The sequence below is a fragment of the Tersicoccus mangrovi genome, assembly GCF_036881825.1.
In the GTDB taxonomy this organism is placed as follows: Bacteria; Actinomycetota; Actinomycetes; order Actinomycetales; family Micrococcaceae; genus Tersicoccus; species Tersicoccus mangrovi.
On record NZ_JBAJMW010000009.1, the window covers coordinates 23,328 to 45,652 of the forward strand.

Below are 22,325 nucleotides of genomic sequence, written 5' to 3' on the forward strand. Positions count from 1 at the left end.
GGGTCGGTCACGGCGTCCTCAGCTGGAGTAGGCACTGTTCTCGTGCACGTAGTCGTGGGTGAGGTCGTTCGTCAGGATGGTCGCCGTCGCGCTGCCGGCACCGAGATCGATCTCGACGTCGACGTGCCGGCCCGAGAGGTCGACGGCCTCCCGCGGCTCACCGATCCCGCAGTTGCGGCACACCTGCACCCCGTTGATCGCCACGTTCAGGTCACCCGGTTCGAAGGCCGCGCTCGTCGTGCCCACGGCGGAGAGCACGCGGCCCCAGTTCGGGTCCTGCCCGAAGATCGCCGTCTTGAACAGGTTGGAGCGGGCGACGGCACGGCTGACCTCGACGGCGTCGTCCTCGGTGGCGGCGTTCACCGTGCGGACCGCGATCTCGTGGCTGGCGCCCTCGGCGTCGGCGATCAGCGCCCGCGCCAGCGTCGCGCACACCTCGGTGAGGGCCGCGGTGAAGGTCTCCGGTTCGGGCGTGACACCGCTGGCCCCGGAGGCGAGCAGGGCGACCGTATCGTTGGTCGACATGCAGCCGTCCGAGTCGGCCCGGTCGAAGGTGACGCGCGTGGCGGCCTTCAGCGCGGCGTCGAGCGCGTCGGCGGGCAGGTCGGCGTCCGTGGTGATGACGACGAGCATCGTGGCCAGCCCGGGGGCGAGCATGCCGGCACCCTTGGCCATCCCGCCGATCGACCAGCCGTCGGCGCTGACGTGCCCGGCCTGCTTGGCGACGGTGTCCGTCGTCATGATCGCCTCCGCGGCGTCGGCTCCGCCGTCGTCGCTCAGCGCCGCGACCGCGGTGGTGACCCCGGCGGCCAGCTGCGGCATCGGCAGCTGCTCCCCGATCAGCCCGGTCGAGCAGACCAGGACGTCGCCGGCACCGATGCCCAGCGCGGTCGCGACCTGCTCGGCACTCGTGTGGGTGTTGGCGAACCCCTCGGGGCCGGTGCACGCGTTGGCGCCGCCCGAGTTGACCAGCACGGCGTCGGCGCGACCGTCCGAGGCGACCTGCCGGGACCAGAGCACGGGCGCGGCGGCGACGCGGTTGGACGTGAACACCGCGGCGGCCGCGTGGCTCGGGCCGTCGTTGACGACGAGCGCGACGTCGGGCTTGCCGGAAGCCTTCAGCCCGGCGGTCACGCCCGCGGCACGGAACCCGGCCGGGGTGGTGACGCCGAGATCGGTGGCGTCGGAATCGACGCTGGTCACGGGGCGACTCCCTGGAGGTCGAGGCCCAGGGTCTCGGGGAGGCCGAGGGCGAGGTTCATGGACTGGATGGCGCCGCCGGCGGTGCCCTTGGTGAGGTTGTCGATCGCGCAGCACACGACGACGCGGCCGGCGTGGGGGTCGACGGCCAGCTGGAGGACGGCGTGGTTGGAACCGATCACCGAGCCCGTGGTGGGCCACTGCCCCTCGGGCAGCAGGTGGACGAAGGGCTCGTCGGCGTAGTAGGCGTCCCACGCGTCCCGCACGGCGGCGGCGTCGACACCGTCCGCGAGCCGGGCCGTGGCGGTCGTGAGGATGCCGCGCGGCATGGGCGCGAGCGTCGGTGTGAAGGAGATCTGCACGGGGGTCCCGGCGGCGGCCGTGAGGCCCTGTTCGATCTCGGGCGTGTGCCGGTGCCCGCCCCCGACGCCGTAGGGACTCATCGAGCCCATCACCTCGGCGCCGAGCAGGTGCGGCTTGGGCGACTTGCCCGCCCCGGACGTCCCGGAGGCGGCCACGATGACGACGTCGTCCGGCTCGAGCAGGCCGGCGTCGAATCCCGGCGTCAGGGCGAGCAGCGAACTCGTCGGATAGCAGCCGGGCACGGCGATCCGCTTCGCGCCGCGCAGCCGGTCCCGCGCGCCGGGCAGCTCGGGCAGGCCGTAGGGCCAGCTGCCGGCGTGCTCGCTGCCGTAGAACTGCTCCCAGGCGGCCGGATCGATGAGCCGGTGGTCTGCCCCGGCGTCGATGATGAGGGTCTCGGCCGGAAGCTGGGCGGCAACAGGGCCGCTCGCGCCGTGCGGCAGCGCGAGGACGACGACGTCGTGCCCGGTCAGGTTCTCGACCGTCGTCTCCTCCACGATGCGGTCGGCCAGGCCGTGCAGGTGCGGGGCGACCGCGCCGAGCCGGACGCCGGCACTGCTGTGCGCGGTGACCGCGCCGATGCGGGCCTCGGGGTGTCCCGCAAGCAGGCGGAGGACCTCACCACCGGCGTAACCGGTGGCTCCCGAGACGGCGACGGAGAAGCTCATGCCCTCCAGCATACAGGAAACTTATGCACTGGGCAGGATAGTTATGCATTGTCGTCCGGCGCGACCCCGACCCGGTCGTCGACGCCCGGGTCGGGGCGGCGGATCAGGATCCGTCCGCGTCGAGGGCCCGCTGGTGCTCGGCATAGAACTCGGCCTCGGCGGGTTCGGGTCGGTCCTGGCCGTTGAGCAGCCGGTGCCACACCGGGTAGTAGGCGGGCAGCTGGGACGCGGCGGTGATCCGGTCCCGCGCGTCGTCCGGCAGGGTCAGCTCCGCGGCCTCGAGATCCTCGACGAGGTGCTCGTGGCGTCGCGCCGCGATGACGGTGCCGTTGACGCCCGGCCGCGTGAGGATCCAGGAGATCACCACCTGCGGGATCGACCAGCCCAGTCCCTGCGCGATCTCGTCGAAGAGGTCGATCAGGTCGAAGGCGCGCTCCTGGTCGACGACGTGCGGCTCGGGCCAGTCGGTTCCCTGCCGGGTGTCCGGCGGCGTCTGCTGCCCCCGCCGCACGCGGCCGCTGAGCAGCCCCTCCCCCAGTGGGCTCCACCCGAACGTCGCCAGCCCGAGGTCGCGGGCGGCGGGGATGATCTCGTACTCGACCTCGCGCGCCTCGGGCGTGTAGTAGGTCTGGTGCGAGATCGGGCCCTCGAGGCCGGCCAGCTGCGCCTCGTACACGGTCTTGGCGAGCTGCCAGCCGTTGTAGTTGGAGACGCCCCAGTACCGGATCTTGCCGGCCCGGATCAGCTCGTTCGCCGTGGCGATGGTCTCGATGATCGGCGTCTGCCCGTCCCACTGGTGCAGGTAGAGCAGGTCGAGGTGGTCGGTCTTGAGCCGGGAGAGGCTCTCCTCGACCGCGCGGGTGAGGTGGTAGCGGCCGGCGCCGGAGTCGTTCGGTCCGTCCCCGGTCGCGGTGCGCGCCTTCGAGGTCAGCACGAATCGGTCGCGGCGCTTGCCGAGCACCTCGCCGAGCACGCGCTCCGCGTCCCCGCCCGAGTAGATGTTGGCGGTGTCGAGGAAGTTCACCCCGTGCTCGAGCGCGGTGTCGAGCTGCCGTTCCGCGTCCTTGCCGTCGACGCCGTCGATCTGCTCCATGCCGCCGCCGGTGCCGAACGGGATCGTGCCCAGCGCCAGGCGGGAGACGTAGAGGCCGGAACTGCCCAGTCGCGTGTACTCCATGGTCCACTCCTTTTCATCAGGTGGCTTAGTATCGTCCTCCCCCATGCTGCCGCGCTGCGTACCCCGCCGTCCAGCCCGCCGTCCAGCCCGACGCGGCGTGTGCCTACGATGGCGTCTGGCCCGTCCCCGTCACAGAGGAGCACCACGTGAGTGACCAGCAGATTCCCGACACCGCGACCGCGATCGTCGCCGACCGGGCCGGCGGCCCCGAGGTGCTGCACCCGGCGACCGTCGAGGTCCCGCAGCCCGGGCCCGGCCAGGCCCTCGTGCGGGTCGCGGCGACGGGCGTCAACTTCATCGAGACCTACCAGCGCTCCGGCATCTACGACGTCGCCTACCCCTTCACCCCTGGCGGCGAGTTCTCCGGCACGGTCATGGCCGTCGGGGACGGCGTGACGGACGTGGCCGTCGGCGACCGGGTGGCCACGGCCCACGGCGCCCGCGGGTACGCGCAGTACACCGCGGTCGACGTCGACGCGCTCGTGCCGGTGCCGGACGACATCGACGACGAGACGGCGGCGGCCCTGCCGCTGCAGGGCATGACCGCGCACCTGCTCACCCACGCGACCAAGGACGTCCAGCCCGGGGAGACCGCGCTCGTGCACGCCGGCGCCGGCGGCGTCGGGCTGCTGCTGATCCAGCTGCTCAAGGCAGCCGGGGCGCGCGTCGTCACCACGGTCTCGACCGACGAGAAGGCGGAACTCGCCGCCGGTGCGGGCGCCGACGAGGTGCTGCGGTACGCCGGGTTCCGCGACCGGGTCCGCGAACTCACCGACGGAAGAGGCGTGGACGTCGTCTACGACGGCGTCGGCAAGGACACCTTCGACGACTCGCTCGCGAGCCTGCGGGTGCGCGGCCTCCTCGTGCTCTTCGGCGCCGCCTCCGGGCCGGTGCCCCCGGTCGACCCCCAGCGGCTCAACACCGGCGGGTCGCTCTACCTCACCCGGCCGACGATGATGCACTACACGACGACGGCCGAGGACCGCCGCGCGCGGATGGCCGACCTGTTCGGCATGGTCCGGGACGGCAAGCTGAACGTGCGCATCGGGGCGCGCTACCCGCTCGCCGAGGCGGGACAAGCCCACACCGATCTGCAGGGCCGGCGCACGACGGGCAAGGTCCTGCTCGTCCCCTGAGGACGCGCGACCGATCAGTGCACGAACGACAGCGCCCGCCGTCTCCGGGGACGGCGGGCGCTGCTGTTCACGCACTGTCTGATGGTCAGACGCTGATCAGGCCCAGCGGGTGTCGTCGGCGGCGGCGGCCAGCTGCCGGGCGCCGGAGAGGTAGTCGCGCATCGTCTCGGCCGGCACCGGCCGGCTGAAGTAGTAGCCCTGCGCGTACTCGCAGTTGAGGCTGCGCAGCAGGTCCGCCTGGCCGCGCTCCTCCACGCCCTCGGCCACGGCGCCCATGCCGGCGGTGTGGATGAGGTCGAGGATCGCGCTGACGAACTGGCGCTGCCGGTCCTCCAGGAGCAGGCCGCTGGTGAGCGACTGGTCGATCTTGGCGTTCTCGGCCGGCAGGGACTGCAGGTAGCTGATCGAGGAGTACCCGGTGCCGAAGTCGTCGATCTCCAGCGGGATGCCGATCTCCCGGAGCGCCTCCATGTTCCGGTCGACCACGTCGCCGCGGGTCACGAGCAGCGCCTCGGTGATCTCCAGGGTCAGGTACCGCCCCGTGATCCCCTCGCCCTGCAGCAGGTCCGCCGCGAACTCGGCCAGGTCGCCGTGCCGCAGTTCGGACGGGGAGATGTTCACGTGCACCCGGAAGCACTCCGGCAGGGTCAGCTCGCGCGACCACCGGCCGACCTGGCCGATGACGCTGCCGAGCATCCACCGGCCGAGCTCGACCATGAGCCCGCCCTCCTCGGCGGCCTCCAGGAAGGCGGCCGGCGGCAGCAGACCCCGCTCGGGGTGGCGCCACCGGACGAGGGCCTCGGCCCCGGCCACGGAGTCGGTGCGCAGGTCCACGATGGGCTGGTAGAACGCCTCGAGCTGGTCGGTCGCGAGGGCGCGGCGCAGCTCGGAGATCAGCTGCACCCGTTCACGGGCCGCCCGGTGCATCACCGGCGTGAAGATGGCGACCCGGCCCTTGCCCTCGCCCTTCGCCTGGTTCATGGCGGTGTCCGCGTCGCGCAGCAGATCCTCGACGGGGGTGCCGTACTCACCCGCGCGCACCCCGGCGGTGGCATCGACGCCGACGTTGAGCGGGCCGATCATGACGCGTTCGCCGAGGACGTCGAGCGCCCGGTGCGCGACGGCGAGGGCCTTGTCGATGCCCCCGTCGGGCACGAGGATCGCGAACTCGTCGCCGCCGAGGCGGGCGACCAGCTGGTCCGGTTCCACGATGGACCGCAGCCGGCTCGCGACGTGCAGCAGGACGGCGTCGCCCACGGAGTGGCCGAGGCTGTCGTTGATGAGCCGGAAGTCGTCCAGGTCGAGCACGACCAGCGCCGTCCCGGCGTCGCCGTGCCCGGACGTGTGCAGCGCCTCACCGGCGCGTTCGAGCAGCAGCCGCCGGCTCGCGAGCCCGGTCAGGTCGTCCGTGTCGACGAGCCGCTGCAGCTCCATGCGCGCACGCTGCAGTTCGATGGTGCGCTCCGCGACCCTGCTCTCCAGGTCGGAGTACATGGACTCGAGTTCCTCGGCGAGCAGGTTGATGCCCGTCGTGAGGGCGTCGATCTCGTCACGGGCGTCGGAGATGGGCAGCCGGGCGGCGAAGTCGCCGGCGGAGATGCGGACGATCCCCTCGACCAGCTCGTCCAGCCGGTTGGAGTTCCCGTCGTCTTTGGCTCCTTCACTGGCCACGGTCGGCGTCCTCCACGTCGCGGGTCACCCGGAGCAGCCAGGCGCGGGCATGCTCCTCGGAGCGGAAGTACTGGATGGGGCAGGGCACGTTGGTGACGCTGATGACGAAGTTCGCGAGGACCCGTTCGACCGAGGAAGCACCCACGAGAGCGACCGCCGCAGCGGCGCTGCGCTGGGTGAGGACCCGACGGACGTCCCGGTCGACGGAGACCATGCCGGTCATGTCGACGAGCACCGGGATGCGGCGCCCGTTGCCCCAGTCGTTGACGAGGTCCACGGCTCCCTGGGCCGTGGCGCCGTCGAGCGAGAGGCGCTCGTTCATCACCATGTGAAGCACCCCGTCCGCGTCGAAGGACAGGCTGGCGATGCCACTCCCCGGTCCGGGAACGGCCCCTCCGGATGGCTTCGCCATCCTTCACCCCGCTTTCGTCCTGCACGCACGCGCGCCATGGCGCGCGAGTGGCTGAGCCCACTCCCGTGGAGCATATCGTGAGAAGGCCGGAATATCGTGTTGCCCTTCGTCTCACCTGTGCCGACGGCGTTTCGCGCTTGGTGTGTCGCAACTCATCTGACAGAATCTGTGACCGGTCGACATGGTGACGGCCACACAATCTGGCGGTTCTGGGTGGGCCGCGGTGGAGGTCTCATGCTGAAGTTGGATGTGACGACGATGATGGTCGTCCTTGCGGCCGTGTCCTTCGTTCAGCTGATCATCTTCTACATCGACTCGTACCGACGCACCCGTACCGACGTCGCCCGCTGGTGGGCCGCGTCCGTCGCCTTCTTCTCCTCCGCCTCGATCCTCTACACGATCGGCCAGGTCGAGAACGTCAGCCCGATCATGTCGGTCGGCAGCGGCATCATGGCCATTGCTGCCGGCTGCATGTGGGGCGGCGCTCGGCGCATGCGCGGGCGCCCCGCCGTCATCTGGCCCCTGATCGCCCTCGGCGTCGGGACCACGACGGTGTCCTGGGCGGGCCGGAGCGTCGGCGACACGGTCCCCGGCCAGGCCGCCTGGCTGGTCGCCATGGGCATCGGGATCGGGGCGGCCGCCGTCGAGCTGCGGATCCGGCACTCGTCCCAGTGGCGGGACGTGCGCTCCTTCGCGATCATGGCGACCATCGCGGCCGTCTACTTCCTCGCCCGTGCCGTCGGCGTGCTCACCCTGGGCCCGACCAACCCCGTCTTCCTCTCCGTGTTCGGCACGGGGGTCACCTTCCTCGTGGCGATCCTGTTGCTCGTGTCCGCGACGTCGACGATGACCGCGTTGAACAACGCACAGCGGACCGCGCAACTGCGCGAGCAGGCTACCCTGGACGGCCTGACCGGCCTGCTGAACCGGGTGCGTTTCCTCGAGGAGGCCGAGTCGCTGCTGCGCCGGTCCCGGGACAACGGCACGGTGTGCTCCGTCGTGATGGCGGACCTGGACCGCTTCAAGGCGATCAACGACGAGTTCGGCCACATCACCGGCGACGCCGTGCTCCAGGCATTCGGCGACGCCTGCCGGCTGACCGTGCGCACGTCGGACCTCGTCGGCCGGTACGGGGGCGAGGAGTTCATCATGCTGCTCCCCTCGTCCTCCGCGCCGGAGGCGGTGCGCGTGGCGGACCGCATCAACGTCGTCCTCGCCGAGACCGGTCCCCTCCGCGGCACCGGCCGGATGGCCACCGCCAGCTTCGGCATCGCCGACACGTCGACCGGGTACACGACGCTGACCGACCTCATCGGCCGCGCCGACCGCGCGCTGTACGCCGCGAAGGACCAGGGCCGCAACCGCACCATGATCGGTGACGGCCAGGCCGCCTGACGGTCGTCGGTCTCCCCGGTCCACCCTGGATCGATCCCTGTTCTTCCGCGCCGCCCGATCGCCCCTCGTGGCGTCCCCCGGAAACACGAGAACCCCGGTCTCCCGGGGTTCTCGCGCATGACGTCGCGTGACGCCGCCGGTCAGCGCTGGGCGGCGCCGTACCGGTCGGCAGCGACGGCAACGGCCGACGCACGCGCCGCGGAGGCCTCGTCCGCCGTCAGCGTGCGGTCCGGGGCGCGGAACCGCAGGGTGAACGCGAGGGACTTCTTCCCCGCGCCCAGCGCCTCCCCGGTGTAGACGTCGAACAGGTCGATCGACTCGAGCAGCTCCCCGGCGCCCTCGGTCAGCGCATCGCGCAGCTGGCCGGCGGTGACGGCGTCGTCGACGACGAGCGCGACGTCCTGCGTCGCCATCGGGTACGTCGAGAGGGCCCCGGCGGTGACGATCTCCGGTGCGGCCGCGTACACCGCGTCGAGGTCCAGTTCGGCGGCGACCGTGCGCGCCGGCAGGTCCGCGGCGGCGAGCAGCTGCGGATGCAGCTCACCCGCCCACCCGACCGGCGTGCCGTCCGGCAGGCTCAGCGTCGCCGTCCGGCCGGGGTGGAACGCCTGGTGGCGGCCGGCGGCGACGGTCAGGTCGACGCCGAGCACCTGAGCGGCGAGCAGCGCCGCGTCGAGGGCGTCGGCCCAGTCCATCAGCCGGGCGTTCTTGCCGGTGCCGGGCTCGTGACCCGTGAGCACGACGCCGAGGTGCTCCGGCTGCGCGGGCAGACCGGCCTGCAGGTCGGCCAGCACCGCCGGCTCGGGCAGCGCACCGATCGGAGGCACACTCGCGGAGCCGTGCTGCCCGTCGGGCAGGAAGACGCTGCCGGTCTCGAACAGGGCGAGGTCGCGGAAGCCGCGGGAGACGTTGCGGCGGGCCGTGTCGAGCAGCCCGGGCAGCATCGAGGTGCGCAGCCACGCCTGCTCGGCGCTGATGGGGTTGGCCAGCTTGACGGTCGCCTGCGCGCGCCCGGCCTCGGCGACCCCGAAGGTCGCGTTGGCGTGCTCGGTGACGAACGGGTAGCTGAGCACCTCGGTCAACCCGGCCGCGGCGAGCGAGGTCGCCAGCCGGCGACGCTGCTGCTGCACCCGGGTGAAACCGCGCCCCGGCGGGGCGACGGGCAGCCGCGAGGGGATGTTGTCGTACCCGTCGAGGCGCGCCACCTCCTCCGCCAGATCCGCCGGGATGGCCAGGTCGGGACGCCAGGTCGGCGGCAGCACCCGCCAGCCGGCCACGCCGTGCGCATCGTCGTCGGTCACGATGGCGCCGAGCTCGGTGAGCCGGCCGGTGACCGTCGCGTCGTCGTACGCCCGGCCGATCAGCCGGTCGACGAACCCGCGCGGCAGGAAGATCTCGGTGGCCTCGACGGGGATCCGCTCGTCGGTCAGCTCGCTCGTGTCGGTGCCCCCGGCGAGGTCGACGAGCAGGTCGACGACGCGCTGGGCGGCCGCCGCGGCGACCTCCGGGTCGACGCTGCGCTCGAACCGCTTGGCCGCCTCGGAGGGCAGCTTGTGCCGGCGCCGGGTGCGGGCGATGCTCACCGGGTCGAAGGTCGCGGACTCGATCAGCACGTCGACGGTCGTGCCGGAGCACTCGGTGGACGCGCCGCCCATCACGCCGGCCAGGCCGATGGGCCCGGACTCGTCGGTGATCAGCAGGTCCTCGGGATCCAGCGTGCGCACCTTGTCGTCGAGCGTGCGCAGGGTCTCCCCCGCGCGCGCCCGGCGGACGGTGATGTCGCCGGTGACGGTCGCGGCGTCGTACGTGTGGATGGGCTGGCCGAGCTCGAACATCACGTAGTTGGCGATGTCGACGGTCAGGGAGATGGACCGCACGCCGCACAGCCGCAGCCGGGAGGCCATCCACGGCGGGGTGGGCCGTGTCGGGTCGATGCCGGTGACGCGGCGGGTGAGGAACCGGCGGGCGCCGGGCACCCCGTGGATCGGGGCGTCGTCGGCCAGGTGCACGCCGATGCCGCCGCCCACCCGGGTCGGCGGGACCGGTAGCGTCGCCGGGTCGGTGAAGGACGTGCCGGTGGCGTGCGCGTACTCGCGGGCGACGCCGCGGATGGAGAAGCAGTAGCCGCGGTCCGGGGTCACGTTGATCTCCGCGGCCTCGTCGGTGACGCCGAGCAGCGTGAGCGCATCGGTGCCGACCTCAGGGTCCAGGCCGAGCGAGGAGAGCACGAGGATGCCGTCGTGGTCTTCCCCGATGCCGAGCTCGCGCACCGAGGCGATCATGCCGTCGGAGACATGGCCGTAGGTCTTGCGGGCGGCGATCCGGAAGTCTCCGGGCAGCACCGCGCCGGGCAGGGTGACGACGACCTTGTCGCCGGGCACGAAGTTGTGGGCACCGCACACGATGCCGCGCACGTCCGCGCCGCCGTCGGCGGCCTGCTGCCCCTCGGGGGCGACCCGCACCTGGCACCAGTTGATGGTCTTGCCGTTGGTCTGCGGCTCCTTCTCGGCGGTGAGCACCTGGCCGACGACGACGGGGCCGTGCAGCTCGTCGGAGGGACGGTGGACGTCCTCCTCCTCGAGCCCGACGGTGACGAGGTCCGCCATCACGTCCTCGGCGGTGGCCCCGGCGGGGACGGCGGCGTACTCACGCAGCCATGACAGGGGAATGCGCATCAGATCTCCATCCCGAAGTGCTCGCTGAACCGGACGTCGCCCTCGATCATGTCGTGCATGTCGGGCACGCCGTTGCGGAACATGAGGGCACGCTCGATGCCCATGCCGAAGGCGAAGCCGGAGTACTCGTCCGGGTCGATCCCCGCCGCGCGCAGCACGTTGGGGTTGACGACGCCGCATCCGCCCCACTCGATCCACCGGGCGCCGCCCTTGGCGCCGGGGTGCCAGACGTCCATCTCGGCGCTGGGCTCGGTGAACGGGAAGAACGCCGGGCGCAGCCGGATCCTCGCCTCCGCGCCGAACATCTGCCGGGCGAAGTGCTCGAGGGTGCCCTTGAGGTCCGCCATGGACAGGCCCTTGTCGATCGCGAGGCCCTCGAACTGGTGGAACACCGGCGTGTGCGTGGCGTCGAGCTCGTCGGTGCGGTAGACGCGGCCGGGGCACAGCACGTAGAGCGGCAGGTCCCGCTCGAGCATCGAGCGGACCTGCACCGGGGAGGTGTGGGTGCGCAGCACGAGGTTCGCCTCGGGCGGGTCGACGAAGAAGGTGTCCTGCATCTCGCGGGCCGGGTGGTCCGGGGCGAAGTTCAGGGCGTCGAAGTTGAACCAGGCGGACTCGACCTCGGGGCCCTCCGCGATCTCCCAGCCCATGCCGACGAAGATGTCGCTGACCTGGTCGATCTGCGAGGAGATGGGGTGCCGGCCACCGGCGCTGCGGCGGCGCGGGGCGGCGGTGACGTCCACGGCCTCCTCGACGAGGATCCGCTCCTCCCGCTCGGCCTCGAGCACGGTGGACCGCTGCGCGATGGCCTGGTTCACGCGGCCCCGGGCCGGGCCGATGATCTTGCCGGCCGCGGCCTTGTCGGCCTTCGGCAGGGACCCGATGCTCCGGTTGGCCAGGGCCAGCGGGGACCGCTCGCCCGTGTGCGCGATGCGGGCGGCCTTGAGCTCGTCCAGATCGGCGGCGCCGGCGACGGCGGCCAGCGCGGCGTCGACCACGGCGTCGACCGCCGCCTGATCCGTGGGATCCGGGACAGTCGGATCAGGAACAGCTGCCTCGGGCACAGCCGGCTCGACGGGCACGGCGTCGTCCGTCTCGGTCGTCTCAGGCATCAGGCATCGTCCTCGCGCGTCCTCGGCAGTGGTGTTCGGCAGAGCTGGCCGACCGTGCAGTGGCAGTGCTGCGGGCCCCCGGCAGTGCGGTTCGGCCTTCAACAGTGCGCTGCGGCCTTCGGCAGTGCCCTGCGGCCTCCGGCCGCGGTGAGCGCGCCGTCGAGACAGCACCCGTCACACCGCGAGGAAGGCCCTGATCAGTCTAGGCCAGCGCCGTCGAGCCCCCGGGACCGTGACCTCCCGGGCCGGCGGCGGGCACGGCGTCGTCGGGCCCTCACCGTCCACTGGTCAGTTGCCGACGGTTCTCGCCGGCTGCGGCGGCGAGAACCGTCAGGTGGTGACCAGTGAACAGGGCGGTCCTCTCGGGGGGTGCCGTCGCGTCGAGGACGCCGGATCTAGGATGACCGCCATGACGCGAGGCGGGACGAGCGACCTGACGCGCGGGCAGCGGCTGCGGCGGGCGGCGAACTGGGTGAACCTGTCGACGCCGCTCGGCCTGAGCATCGCCGCGCTCACCGGTACGCCGGTCCGGCGCGGACCGAGCGGCCTGTACGTCGGCACGGGATACCGGCCGCCGCTGCCGGTGGCCGGCGCCTTCACGGTCGGCAACGTCGTGCTCGTCCGCGGCCGGCCGCCCGAGGATCCGGGACGATCCGACCCGACGCCGAGCGCCGCCCAGTCCCCCGACCTGCTGAACGCCGACCTGCTGAACCCGGACCTGCTGGAGCACGAGGCCGCGCACGCGACGCAGTACGCCGCCCTGCTCGGGCTGCCCTTCCTGCCGGCCTATGCCGTCGCCGCCGTGTGGTCGTTGGTGCGCACCGGGGACCCGGCATCGCGCAACGTGTTCGAACGCGGCGCGGGCCTGGCGATCGGCGGCTACACGGAACGGCCGGTCCGCCCGTGGCGCCCCTCCCGCCGACGCGGTGGACGTGGCACGCTGACTCCATGACGGCCCCGGCCCCCGCATCGACCGCCCTCCGACGCCCGTCCCATCGCGTGCCGCTGCCCCGGTGGTTGCCGCGCCGCACCTCTCGCGGATTCCTGCGCCGGTTCACCCACGCGGCGCTCGTCGTCCTCACCCTGGCGCTGGTCGCCGGTCCGGTCGCCCTGAATCTGCCGGCCGCCCTCGCGCTGGACTCCGGCAGCGTCGTCGTCGAGGACACCGCCGGCATCCTGTACCGGCCCCAGCTGGAGCAGAACCTGCGGTCGATCGACTTCTACCAGCCCACCCGCGTCGCCATCTACACGGTGCGCGGGCGTGCGTCGGACAACATCAACGAGCAGGTGCTCGCCTTCGCCCGGCAGAAGCACCCGGAGTGGATCAGCGCCGACGGGCAGAAGTGGGCCGACGGCCTGTTCCTCCTCGCCGTCGACCCCCAGGGCCGGCACGTCGGCACCTACAGCGGGGAGGACCGCAAACTCTCACTGGACCAGTACGGCGAGGTTCAGAAAGCCACGAAGGACGCCTTCCGGGAGGCGAGGTGGACGGACGGGACCGTCGACGGGGTGAAGGAGGCGGCGGCCCTGATCGCCCGGCCCTGGTACCGCCACCCGGCCGTGTTCGTGTTCGGCGCCTTCGGCGTCATCGTCGTCCTCGGCGCGCTGGCCTTCGGTGCCTTGGCGCGGGCCGTGGGCCGGCGCCGATTCGCGCAGGCCTTCGCCGCCGGCGATGCCTCCTACGCCTCGGTGACCCGGGACATCGAGGTCACCGAGCTGAACGCGAACACCATCCCCTCGTCCTCGAGTCACGGCGCGCGCATCCTGCAGCGGTGGAGCGCGTTCCTCACCGACTACCACGACCTCACGACGGTCCGGGCCCGGCTCGACGACCTCTCCCGCCGAGCCCGGGCGAAGAAGGACGCCATCACCGACGCCCAGGACTTCGAACGGCGGGCCGTCCGCCTGGACGGGCTCGACGACGCCAGCGCCGACGCCAACGCCCTGCTCAACCACGACAGTGGCTGGGAGGAGGCGTGGCGCCGCCAGAGCGGGGACCTGCTCGAGCAGCTCGACGAGGCCGAGGCCATGATCGAGGCACCGGAGACGGCCGGCTCCGAGGAGTCGCGCGGCGCGATCCGCGCCCTCTCCCGCTGGGTGCGGTCCGACGTCGAGACCTGGGGCGAGGGGCTGCGCGACGGGTCCCTGACCGGCGACGCGGCGCTCGACCGGATCGCGGACGCCCAGCGCGAGCTCGGCACGCGGATGGACGTGCACGCCGACGCCGTCATCGCCGACCGGACGAAGAACGAGAAGGAGGCGGACCTGATGCGCACCGCCCTGGAGAACAGCCGACGAGGCGGAGGCGGCCGGCAGCGCCGCACCTCCAGCATCGTCCGGTACAGCCGCCCCGACCTGAATGTCTTCCCCGTCTGGACCTACATGGCGGGCTTCTCGTCCGGGCAGAACTCGGTCGACCACTCCCGTTCCTCCTCCGGCAGCGGCACGACGGGCTACGGTTCCAGCGGCGGCAGCTTCTCCGGTTCCGGCAGCTCGTCCAGCTTCTGAGGCCGACGACGATGAGTACGGACCGAGAGAGGGCACCCGGCACCCGGCGGCTGCTCGGCCGCCGGGCCCGTCACCTCACCCTCATCGCGCACCTGACGACCATGGGTGCGTGGATCGGGGTCGATGCCGCCCTCGTCGTGCTCGCGGTGACGTCCGTCGTCACCGGGGATCGCGGTGTCGCCGGCCTCTGCCTCGCCGTCCTGCCCCTGCTGCTCTGGCCGATGGCCGTGGCCGGTCTGCTGACGCTGGCCACCGGGCTCGTGCTGGGCTGGGGCACCCGGTACGGCGTGCTGCGCCACTGGTGGGTGGTGGTCAAGCTCGCGATCACGCTGGTGTACCTCACGCTGATCCCGGTGGGCCTGACGCCGACCGTGCTGGACCGGGCGCGCCTCGGCCATGAGCTGCTCGACGGCCGGGCGACCGAGGCCGCGCTCAGGCAGCTGGTGTTCCCGGCCGTCGTCGGGCCCGTCCTGCTGGTCACCGCCGTCGTGCTGGCCGTGGTCAAGCCCTGGGGCCGAGTCCGCCGCGGGTGAGCCCGGTCAGCCGAGCTCGACCCGCTCGGGCCGACCGCTCGCCAGCGACGCCTGCGCCGCGTCGGCGACGCGGGACGCCGCGACCGCCTCGTCCGGCGGGCACGGGTTGTCCCGCTCTCCCAGCACGACCTCGACGAAGGCGGCGAGCTCGTTCCGGTAGGCGCCGGCGAAGCGTTCGGCGAAGGTCCGGTGCGCGGTTCCGGCCGGGAAGTCGACGCCCGGTTCGGTCGAGCGCAGTGCGGTCGCCTCGTCGAGCCCGACCATCACCGAGGCGTCGGACCCGGAGAGCTCGAGGCGGACGTCGTGGCCGGCGCCGTTGTACCGGGTGGCCGTGACGGTCCCCACGGTGCCGTCGTCAAGGGTGACGACGGCGAGCGCCGTGTCCACGTCGCCGACCTCGCCGATGGCGGGGTCGCCCCGGTTCGAGCCGCGCGCGTAGACCTCGACGATCTCGCGCCCGGTGATCCAGCGCAGGATGTCGAAGTCGTGCACCGAGCAGTCGCGGAACAGGCCGCCCGACGTGGCGAGGAAGGCGACCGGCGGCGGACTGACGTCGGCCGTGACCGCCCGGAAGGAGTGCAGCCAGCCGAGCTCGCCCGCCTGGAAGCGGCGGCGGGCCTCCAGGTATCCGGCGTCGAAGCGGCGCTGGTGGCCGATCTGCACGGTGCCCCCGTGCTCGGCGACGTGCGCGAGGACGGGCAACGAGTCCGCGACCGACCCGGCGACGGGCTTCTCGCAGAACACCGGCACCCCGGCCTCGACCCCGGCACGGATGAGCTCGGGATGCGTCGGGGTGCCGGTCGCGACGACGAGGCCGTCGACCCCGGCGGCGAGCAGTCCCGCAGCACCGCCGGGCACCGCGGTGGCGCCCACCTCGGCGGCCACGGCGCGGGCGTGCTCCTCCGCGACGTCCGTGACGGCGAGCGTCAGGTCCACGTCACGCGCCGCGAACTGCTCCCGCAGATCCGCGATCGCGTGGGCGTGCATGGCACCGATCCGGCCGACGCCGACCAGGCCGAGGCGGACCCTGCCGACCGACGCCCCGCTCACGCGTGTGCTCCCGGCGCGAGTGCCCCGGCGGGCTCGGTCGCCGTCGGCCGGGCCGCCTCGTCTCCACCGAAGGCCGAGCGGAAGGCCGTGAGGGCGGCGGCGGGGTCCCCCTGGGCCCATGCCTCGAGCCCGACGGTGCCGGCGTACCCGGCGTCGACGAGCGCTCGGTGCACGGCCGGGTAGTGGACCTCGCCGGTGCCGGGCTCGCAGCGGCCGGGCACGTCCGCCACCTGGACCTCGCCGACCCAGGGCAGGGCCTCGCCCAGCAGGGCGATGAGGTTCCCCTCCCCGATCTGCGCGTGGTAGAGGTCGAGCATCAGCCGGACGTGCGGGTGGTCGACGGCGCGGACGAGCGCGAGCGTGTCCTTGGCGCGAGCGAGCGGGATGCCCGGGTGGTCGACGATCGTGTTGAGGTTCTCGAGGCAGAACGTCACCCCGTGGGCCGCGCCGAGCTCACCGAGCCGCTCCAGGGCGCGCGCGGCGGTGAGCCACATCGTGCCGTCGGATCGCTGGTGCGGGCGCGCCGCCCGGCCGTCGACGAGTTCGGCCGGGTGGACGACGAGCCGCTCCACCCCGAGGGCGCGGGCCGTCGGGAGGAGGTCCGCGGCGGTCCGGACGACACGGTCGGCGGTGTCCGGCTCGACCAGGGAGCCAGCGGTGTAGCCGGTCATGGACGAGAAGCGGGCGCCGGTCGCGACCAGGGCGTCGACGTCCTTCGTCCGGGTGTCCCACAGCTCGACGTCGAACCCGGCGGCGTGGATCCGGCGGACCCGCTCGGTGAACGGCAGGTCCGTGAACACCATCTCGGCGCAGACGGCGAGCCTCATCGCCCCGCCCCCGTCACCGTGGCCGTGCCATCAGGCACGGAAGTTCCGCCGGCGGTCGAACCCTCCACCGCTACCGGCCCACCCGCCTGCACCGAGGCGATGCATGCCCGGGCGACGGCGAGCGCCCGGCGGGCGTCGGCCGGCCCGGGCGTGAGAGCGACGTCGTGGTCCGGGGCCGGGCCACCGTCACGGCGTGCCCGGACGTGCTCGGCGAAGTCGGCCAGCTCGGCGGTGTAGGCATCGACGAAGAGGTCGACGTTGAGCCGCGGCGTCGCGGCGGCACGGCCCTCCGCGGTGGAGCGGACGGCCGCCGTCTCCGTGGAACGCCCCGCCTGCACCATGCCGGCCGAGCCGAACACCTCACCTCGCACGTCGTACCCGTAGAGCGCGGAGAAGCTGGCCTCGGCGACGGCGATGGCGCCGTTGTCGTAGCGGACGGTCACGACTGCGGTGTCGAGCAGGCCCGCGTCCTTCAGCTCGGGTTCGACCAGCGCATCGGCGACGGCGTACACGCTGACCGGCTCGGCGCCGGCGTTGAACCAATTGAGCGCGTCGAAGTCGTGGATCAGGGTCTCGAGGAAGATGGTCCACGGCGCGATCCGCTCGGCGTTGGGCAGGTGACCGGTGCCGGGATCACGGGTGAGCGAGCGCAGCAGCTGCGGCGTGCCGACGACGCCGGCGGCGACGTCGCGGCGAGCGGCGAGGAAGTCCGCGGCGTACCGGCGGTTGAACCCGATCTGCCAGTGCACCCCGGCGTCCGCGACGGCCTCCTCCACGCGGGCGAACTCCTCGAGGTCGACCGACGCGGGCTTCTCGCAGAACACGTGCTTGCCGGCGCGCGCGGCAGCGATCGCCAGCTCGGCGTGGAACCGCGCCGGCCCGGCAATGACGACGGCGTCGATGTCCGGATCGGCGGCGAGGTCCGCCGGATCGGCGGTGACGCGGGCGACCCCGAGCTCGGCGGCCAACGCCTCGGCGGGGTCGGCCGCGGGGTCAGCGATCGCGGTCAGGTCGGTGCCGGGGATGCGCAGGGCGAGGCTGTGGGCGTGGAACGCGCCCATCCAGCCGGCCCCGATGAGGCCGACGCGGACGGGAGCGGGACGGGTGGAGGTGACGGAGCGGTAGGTCATGGTTCTCCTCTGTCGTCGAGAGCGGTGGGTCAGGGCGTGCCGCTGAGCACCCCGATGGAACGGGCGGCGTCGAGCAGGACGCCCGCGGCGACCTCGAGCCCCTCGACCCGGCCCAGGGACACGTCCTCGTGCTCGATGTTGACGATCATGTCCGGGTCGACGTCGTGCAGCGCCCGGAGGTATTCCGCCCAGTAGGCGGTGTCGTGGCCGCGGCCCAGCACGACGAAGTCCCACGCGGCGTCGGCCGGCCACGCGTTCGCCCACTCGTCGCCGCCGAGGTTGGTGCGCTCCTCGTCCGGGCGGAGCCGGCGGAACCGGTTGTCCAGCACCCCGTACAGCCGAGCAGCGTCCGGATTCACTCGCACGTCCTTGGCGGCCGCGTGGAACACCAGCGGGCCGAGCTCGCGGACCACCGCGACGGGGTCCATCTGCTGCCAGAACAGGTGGGAGGCATCCAGCTCCACGCCCACGTGCGTCGCGCCGGTCTCCTCGATGAGCCGGTGCACGTCGGCGGTGTTGAACACGAGGTTCTGCGGGTGCAGCTCGAGGGCGGCCTTGACCCCGTGGTCGGCGGCGAACCGGTCCATCTCCCGCCAGAAGGCGACCGCGATCTCCCACTGGTGGTCCAGCACGTCGAGGGCCGCGGAGTTCCAAGCGTTGACGATCCAGTTGGTCACGGTGGCGCCGGGCTCCCCTCCGGGCAGACCCGACATCGTCACGACCCGGGTCTGGCCGAGCCGTTCGGCCAGCCGGATGGAGCGACGGACGTCCTCGGCGTGCTTCTGCCCGATCTCCGGCTTCGGGTGCAGCGGGTTGCCGTTGCAGTTCAGGCCCGCGATCGAGACGCCGGTGCCCTCGAACTGCCCGAGGTAGTCGTCCCGGGCGGCGTCGCTGGTGAGGATGTCGTCCATCCCCGGCACGTGGACGGCGGGCAGGAAGCCGCCGGTGTTGATCTCGATGCCGGTCAGGCCGAGGCCGGCGATGACCTCGAGCGCGTCGGGCAAGGGGCGGTCGTGCAGGATCGCGTTGTAGACGCCGAGCTTCATGGTGGTCCTTCTGGATGGTCGGGGGCAGGCGGGGGCCGGCCGGATCAGGGGGCGGCCGGGGCCGGGGTCGTCGAGGCGACGGCGACGCGGCCGCCGTCGTTCGCGGCGGAGGCGGTGACGGCGGCGAGGATCTCCATGTTGTGGACGCCCTCGTCGAACGTCGCGCAGCGCGGCAGCGACGTGTCCTCCGGCTGGCCGGCGACCTCCTCGAGGAAGGCCCGCGCCTGGTAGACGAAGGCGTCGTTCTGGCCGATGCCCACGCTCGGGGCATCCATCGCCAGGCCGCCCGCGTAGTACGGGTGGCCCGGGGCCAGCAGCACCTGCCGGAACCCGTTCGTCGTCCCGTCGTGCGGGGCGTCCCCGTTCAGGTAGAGACCGAACTCGGCGGGGCGGCGCTGGTCGAACGTCGCGGAGCCGTGCTCGCAGAACACCTCGAACGTCAGGGTGTTCGGGTGCCCGGACGCGATGCGGGAGACCTGCAGGCTGCCGGTGCCCTGCGCGTACTCGGCGGCGAAGACGGCGACGTCGTCGTTCGCGACCGGGACGACCTCGTCGCTGACCGCCCCGTGGTCGTGGCCGAGCACGGCGCCGAGCGGCAGGTGCCGCTCGGTGATCGCCGTCGAGAACTGCCCGCCCGAGACGGAGAGGGTGGGCCCGCAGAGGAACTCGGCGACGTAGGCGAGGTGGCTGCCGACGTCGGCGAGCGCGCCCGATCCCGGGCCGCCCTGGTACCGCCAGCTCATGGGCGCCTGCGGGCTGCACGCGTAGTCGGTCCAGTAGCGGCCGCTGAAGTGCAGGGGCCGGCCCAGCGTCCCGTCGTTGATCAGCTCACGGATCGCGGCGATGGCGGGAGTGCGGCGGAAGGTGAGCCCGATGCGGGCGAGGCCGCGAGCGCGCCCGGCGGCATCGGCCATGGCCCGCGCGTCCTCGAGACTGTCCGAGAGCGGCTTCTCGCACAGGACGTGCTTGCCGGCGGCGAGCAGTCCCTCGACCACCTCCCGGTGCAGCGAGTTCGCGATCACGACGCTGACGACGTCGATGTCGTCCGCCTCGGCGATCGCCTGCCAGGTGGCATCGTGGCGCTCGTAGCCGAAGCGGCGCGCGGCGAGCTGGCCGAACGTGGGATTGACGTCTCCGATGGAGACGAGCCGCACGGGCGGCAGGGTGGGATCGTAGACGGCGCTGGCCGCGCGATAGGCGGCGGCGTGCGCCTTGCCGGCCATGCCTGCGCCGATGACGGCGACGCCGAGGGACTCGACCATGGGCCTCTCCTTCGAGACGGTGGTCCCGGCGTGGATGCGCGTCACGCGCTCCGCCGGCCGGGATGCTGATGCGACCGACAGTAGAGAGGCGTCAAATGTCCTGTCAATAGGTGTTCGGCAGTGAGACCTCATTTCGGTTGGATCCGCCAAAATCACGGGAAAGCGGTGGCTTCGACGCAGGAAACAGTGCGTCGTGACTGAAGTTTGACCTGACAAAGTTGATGAGCTGCGCTACGCTCGTTCGTGACACGGATCACGTCACGACCGTGTCCCGACGAAGGAGTCCTCATGGCCACGACCAACCCGCACGGGGGAACGGCGCAGCAGATCCAGCTGCCCCCGCTGACCGACGGGCCGCATCGACGCCGCCTCGGCCTGATCGCCCTGGTCGCCACCTTCGGCGGCCTGCTCTTCGGCTACGACACCGGCGTCATCAACGGTGCCCTGAACCCGATGAGCGCCGACCTGGGCCTGACGCCCCTCACCGAGGGCGTCGTCACCAGTTCCCTGCTCTTCGGTGCCGCGGTCGGCGCCCTCGCCGGCGGGCGGCTCTCGGACGGGTGGGGCCGCCGGAAGACCATCCTGCTGCTGGCGGTCACCTTCTTCGCCGGCACCCTGGTCTGCGTCTTCGCTCCCACGTTCGGCGTCATGGTGGTCGGCCGTTCCCTCCTCGGCCTCGCCGTCGGCGGCGCCTCGACGGTCGTGCCCGTCTTCCTCGCCGAGCTCGCTCCCTACGAGATCCGCGGCTCCATCGCCGGCCGGAACGAACTGATGATCGTCATCGGCCAGCTCGCCGCGTTCGTGGTCAACGCGATCATCGGCAACGTGTGGGGCGAGGTGAACGGCGTCTGGCGCATCATGCTCTCGGTGGCCGCCCTGCCCGCCATCGCGCTCTTCGTGGGCATGCTGCGGATGCCGGAGTCCCCGCGCTGGCTGATCTCGAAGGGCCGTGCCGCCGACGCGCTCGAGGTGCTCTCCCTCGTCCGCTCCCCGGAGCGCGCGCAGGCCGAGATGGACGACGTCAAGCACCTGGCCGAGGAGGAGGAAGCAGCTCATCAGACCCGCTGGAGCGCGCTGTCGGACAAGTGGATCGTGCGGATCCTGCTGGTCGGGGTCGGCCTCGGCATCGCGCAGCAGCTGACCGGCATCAACTCGATCATGTACTACGGCCAGACCGTGCTGATCGAGGCCGGGTTCCAGTCCAGCGCCGCGCTGATCGCCAACATCGCCCCGGGCGTCATCGCCGTCGTCGGCGGCGTCATCGGGCTCTGGCTGATGCAGAAGATCAACCGCCGCACCACGCTGCTGCTGGGCTTCTCGCTGACCACGATCTGCCACTTCCTCGTCGGCATCGCCTCGATTGCCCTGCCGGTGGGCAACCCCGCCCGGCCGTTCGTGATCCTCCTGCTCGTGGTCGCCTTCGTCGGCTCGATGCAGACGTTCCTCAACATCGCCGTCTGGGTCATGCTCTCGGAGATCTTCCCGCTGCACGTGCGCGGTTTCGCGATCGGCGTCTCGGTGTTCTGCCTGTGGATCGCCAACGCCCTGCTCGGCCTGTTCTTCCCGTCCCTGGTGGCGGCGGTCGGGATCACCGGCACGTTCTTCCTGTTCGGCATCGTCGGCATCGTCGCCCTGATCTTCGTGTACACGCAGGTACCGGAGACCCGCGGGCGGACGCTGGAGGCCCTCGAGGAGGACGTCACCACCGGCGCCATCTACACGGTGCACAAGACGCCGACGACGGCGCGCTGACCGGAGCTGGTGGCCGTTGCGGCGGGCACCGGCTCACCTCATCGGCACCCGTGGGGGCCGGACGACACCGTCCGGCCCCCTTCGTCGTGTCGGGTAATTCTCGGGTCCGCACGCGGGTCCGCACTCGGTCCTGCGACACGCCGACGCCGTCGGGGACATGACGCTGTATCCCGGATGCGCCCAGCGTTTCGCGGGGCCGGGTGCGGCCGGGCCAGAGCACGACGCCCTGTCCCGGGTTCACCCGGCGTGTCGCGGGACCGAGCGCAGCCTCCAGACGAGACGGATGGTGGTGACGGCGGCAGGCACGGCGAGACCGGCAAGCCCACCCCCGCCGTCGCACTCCATCCCGAGACACGCCGACGCCGTTGGGGATATGACGCCATATCCCGGATCCACCACGTGTGTCCC

General features: G+C 72.4%; 18 protein-coding genes. 6 read left to right on the forward strand and 12 right to left on the reverse strand.

All coding sequences use genetic code 11. From position 1 onward, the window contains the following. Positions 1–18: 18 nt before the first annotated feature. The 3 genes from argJ to V6N00_RS15440 form a co-directional block, all read right to left on the reverse strand. On the reverse strand, positions 19–1,203 hold the full coding sequence (gene argJ, locus V6N00_RS15430; protein ID WP_334233703.1) for a bifunctional glutamate N-acetyltransferase/amino-acid acetyltransferase ArgJ: 1,185 nt from the start codon (positions 1,201–1,203) through the stop codon (positions 19–21). Beyond that, positions 1,200–2,231, reverse strand: a complete 1,032-nt coding sequence (argC, locus tag V6N00_RS15435) for an N-acetyl-gamma-glutamyl-phosphate reductase (protein WP_334233705.1) — start codon at positions 2,229–2,231, stop codon at positions 1,200–1,202. Before argC ends, argJ begins: the two co-directional genes overlap by 4 nt. 103 nt (positions 2,232–2,334) lie before the next feature. Beyond that, positions 2,335–3,408, reverse strand: coding sequence for an aldo/keto reductase (locus V6N00_RS15440; RefSeq protein ID WP_334233707.1), 1,074 nt, complete (start codon positions 3,406–3,408; stop codon positions 2,335–2,337). Positions 3,409–3,554: 146 nt separating this feature from the next. On the opposite strand from V6N00_RS15440, the gene V6N00_RS15445 reads away from it, so the two are divergent. Then, positions 3,555–4,544 carry a quinone oxidoreductase family protein gene (locus V6N00_RS15445; protein WP_334233709.1) on the forward strand — a complete coding sequence of 330 codons (990 nt, stop codon included), beginning with the start codon at positions 3,555–3,557 and terminating at the stop codon, positions 4,542–4,544. 96 nt (positions 4,545–4,640) lie between these two features. Here the strand turns inward: V6N00_RS15445 and V6N00_RS15450 are convergent, their stop codons facing one another. Further along, complete coding sequence (locus V6N00_RS15450) at positions 4,641–6,215, reverse strand: putative bifunctional diguanylate cyclase/phosphodiesterase (protein WP_334233711.1); 1,575 nt, start codon at positions 6,213–6,215, stop codon at positions 4,641–4,643. Continuing rightward, positions 6,205–6,627, reverse strand: coding sequence for a DUF7793 family protein (locus tag V6N00_RS15455; RefSeq protein ID WP_465193423.1), 423 nt, complete (start codon positions 6,625–6,627; stop codon positions 6,205–6,207). Before V6N00_RS15455 ends, V6N00_RS15450 begins: the two co-directional genes overlap by 11 nt. A gap of 234 nt (positions 6,628–6,861) precedes the next feature. On the opposite strand from V6N00_RS15455, the gene V6N00_RS15460 reads away from it, so the two are divergent. After that, positions 6,862–8,022 (forward strand): GGDEF domain-containing protein, encoded by a 1,161-nt coding sequence (locus tag V6N00_RS15460; RefSeq protein WP_334233715.1) that lies wholly within the window; start codon positions 6,862–6,864, stop codon positions 8,020–8,022. Positions 8,023–8,162: 140 nt separating this feature from the next. On the opposite strand, the gene pheT is transcribed toward V6N00_RS15460, so the two are convergent. Further along, a complete protein-coding gene (gene pheT, locus V6N00_RS15465) occupies positions 8,163–10,697 on the reverse strand; it encodes a phenylalanine--tRNA ligase subunit beta (RefSeq protein ID WP_334233717.1) in 2,535 nt (844 codons plus the stop codon). Beyond that, entirely contained in the window at positions 10,697–11,809 is a 1,113-nt protein-coding gene (gene pheS / locus V6N00_RS15470; protein WP_334233719.1) for a phenylalanine--tRNA ligase subunit alpha, read from the reverse strand. Before pheS ends, pheT begins: the two co-directional genes overlap by 1 nt. A 409-nt stretch (positions 11,810–12,218) precedes the next feature. Between pheS and V6N00_RS15475 the strand changes: the two genes are divergently transcribed. Genes V6N00_RS15475 through V6N00_RS15485 form a run of 3 tightly spaced genes read left to right on the forward strand, consistent with a single transcriptional unit; the run spans position 12,219 to position 14,850 of the window. Further along, entirely contained in the window at positions 12,219–12,761 is a 543-nt protein-coding gene (locus V6N00_RS15475) for a hypothetical protein (RefSeq protein ID WP_334233720.1), read from the forward strand. Beyond that, positions 12,758–14,317 (forward strand): DUF5129 domain-containing protein, encoded by a 1,560-nt coding sequence (locus V6N00_RS15480; protein ID WP_334233722.1) that lies wholly within the window; start codon positions 12,758–12,760, stop codon positions 14,315–14,317. The genes V6N00_RS15475 and V6N00_RS15480 overlap by 4 nt, the downstream gene beginning before the upstream one ends. Before the next feature lie 11 nt (positions 14,318–14,328). After that, a complete protein-coding gene (locus tag V6N00_RS15485) occupies positions 14,329–14,850 on the forward strand; it encodes a hypothetical protein (protein WP_334233723.1) in 522 nt (173 codons plus the stop codon). Positions 14,851–14,856: 6 nt separating this feature from the next. Here the strand turns inward: V6N00_RS15485 and V6N00_RS15490 are convergent, their stop codons facing one another. The 5 genes from V6N00_RS15490 to V6N00_RS15510 are packed head-to-tail and all read right to left on the reverse strand — an operon-like array spanning position 14,857 to position 20,165. Then, positions 14,857–15,900 carry a Gfo/Idh/MocA family protein gene (locus V6N00_RS15490; protein ID WP_334233725.1) on the reverse strand — a complete coding sequence of 348 codons (1,044 nt, stop codon included), beginning with the start codon at positions 15,898–15,900 and terminating at the stop codon, positions 14,857–14,859. Beyond that, on the reverse strand, positions 15,897–16,727 hold the full coding sequence (locus tag V6N00_RS15495; protein ID WP_334233727.1) for a TIM barrel protein: 831 nt from the start codon (positions 16,725–16,727) through the stop codon (positions 15,897–15,899). Before V6N00_RS15495 ends, V6N00_RS15490 begins: the two co-directional genes overlap by 4 nt. Then, entirely contained in the window at positions 16,724–17,857 is a 1,134-nt protein-coding gene (locus tag V6N00_RS15500) for a Gfo/Idh/MocA family oxidoreductase (protein WP_334233728.1), read from the reverse strand. The genes V6N00_RS15495 and V6N00_RS15500 overlap by 4 nt, the downstream gene beginning before the upstream one ends. Before the next feature lie 29 nt (positions 17,858–17,886). Next, positions 17,887–18,903 (reverse strand): sugar phosphate isomerase/epimerase family protein, encoded by a 1,017-nt coding sequence (locus tag V6N00_RS15505; RefSeq protein WP_334233731.1) that lies wholly within the window; start codon positions 18,901–18,903, stop codon positions 17,887–17,889. A 44-nt stretch (positions 18,904–18,947) separates the two neighbouring features. Then, positions 18,948–20,165 (reverse strand): Gfo/Idh/MocA family protein, encoded by a 1,218-nt coding sequence (locus V6N00_RS15510; protein WP_334233733.1) that lies wholly within the window; start codon positions 20,163–20,165, stop codon positions 18,948–18,950. Between the two features lie 288 nt (positions 20,166–20,453). On the opposite strand from V6N00_RS15510, the gene V6N00_RS15515 reads away from it, so the two are divergent. Continuing rightward, entirely contained in the window at positions 20,454–21,917 is a 1,464-nt protein-coding gene (locus V6N00_RS15515; RefSeq protein WP_334233735.1) for a sugar porter family MFS transporter, read from the forward strand. Positions 21,918–22,325 lie beyond the last annotated feature (408 nt).

Coding starts and splice junctions, on each gene's coding strand:
- V6N00_RS15515 (WP_334233735.1), top strand. CDS start 20,454: ATGGCCACGACCAACCCGCACGGGGGAACGGCGCAGCAGATCCAGCTG.
- pheT (WP_334233717.1), bottom strand. CDS start 10,697: ATGCGCATTCCCCTGTCATGGCTGCGTGAGTACGCCGCCGTCCCCGCC.
- V6N00_RS15475 (WP_334233720.1), top strand. CDS start 12,219: ATGACGCGAGGCGGGACGAGCGACCTGACGCGCGGGCAGCGGCTGCGG.
- V6N00_RS15495 (WP_334233727.1), bottom strand. CDS start 16,727: ATGAGGCTCGCCGTCTGCGCCGAGATGGTGTTCACGGACCTGCCGTTC.
- V6N00_RS15505 (WP_334233731.1), bottom strand. CDS start 18,903: ATGAAGCTCGGCGTCTACAACGCGATCCTGCACGACCGCCCCTTGCCC.
- V6N00_RS15460 (WP_334233715.1), top strand. CDS start 6,862: ATGCTGAAGTTGGATGTGACGACGATGATGGTCGTCCTTGCGGCCGTG.
- V6N00_RS15455 (WP_465193423.1), bottom strand. CDS start 6,627: ATGGCGAAGCCATCCGGAGGGGCCGTTCCCGGACCGGGGAGTGGCATC.
- V6N00_RS15510 (WP_334233733.1), bottom strand. CDS start 20,165: ATGGTCGAGTCCCTCGGCGTCGCCGTCATCGGCGCAGGCATGGCCGGC.
- V6N00_RS15440 (WP_334233707.1), bottom strand. CDS start 3,408: ATGGAGTACACGCGACTGGGCAGTTCCGGCCTCTACGTCTCCCGCCTG.
- pheS (WP_334233719.1), bottom strand. CDS start 11,809: ATGCCTGAGACGACCGAGACGGACGACGCCGTGCCCGTCGAGCCGGCT.
- V6N00_RS15485 (WP_334233723.1), top strand. CDS start 14,329: ATGAGTACGGACCGAGAGAGGGCACCCGGCACCCGGCGGCTGCTCGGC.
- argC (WP_334233705.1), bottom strand. CDS start 2,231: ATGAGCTTCTCCGTCGCCGTCTCGGGAGCCACCGGTTACGCCGGTGGT.
- V6N00_RS15500 (WP_334233728.1), bottom strand. CDS start 17,857: ATGACCTACCGCTCCGTCACCTCCACCCGTCCCGCTCCCGTCCGCGTC.
- V6N00_RS15480 (WP_334233722.1), top strand. CDS start 12,758: ATGACGGCCCCGGCCCCCGCATCGACCGCCCTCCGACGCCCGTCCCAT.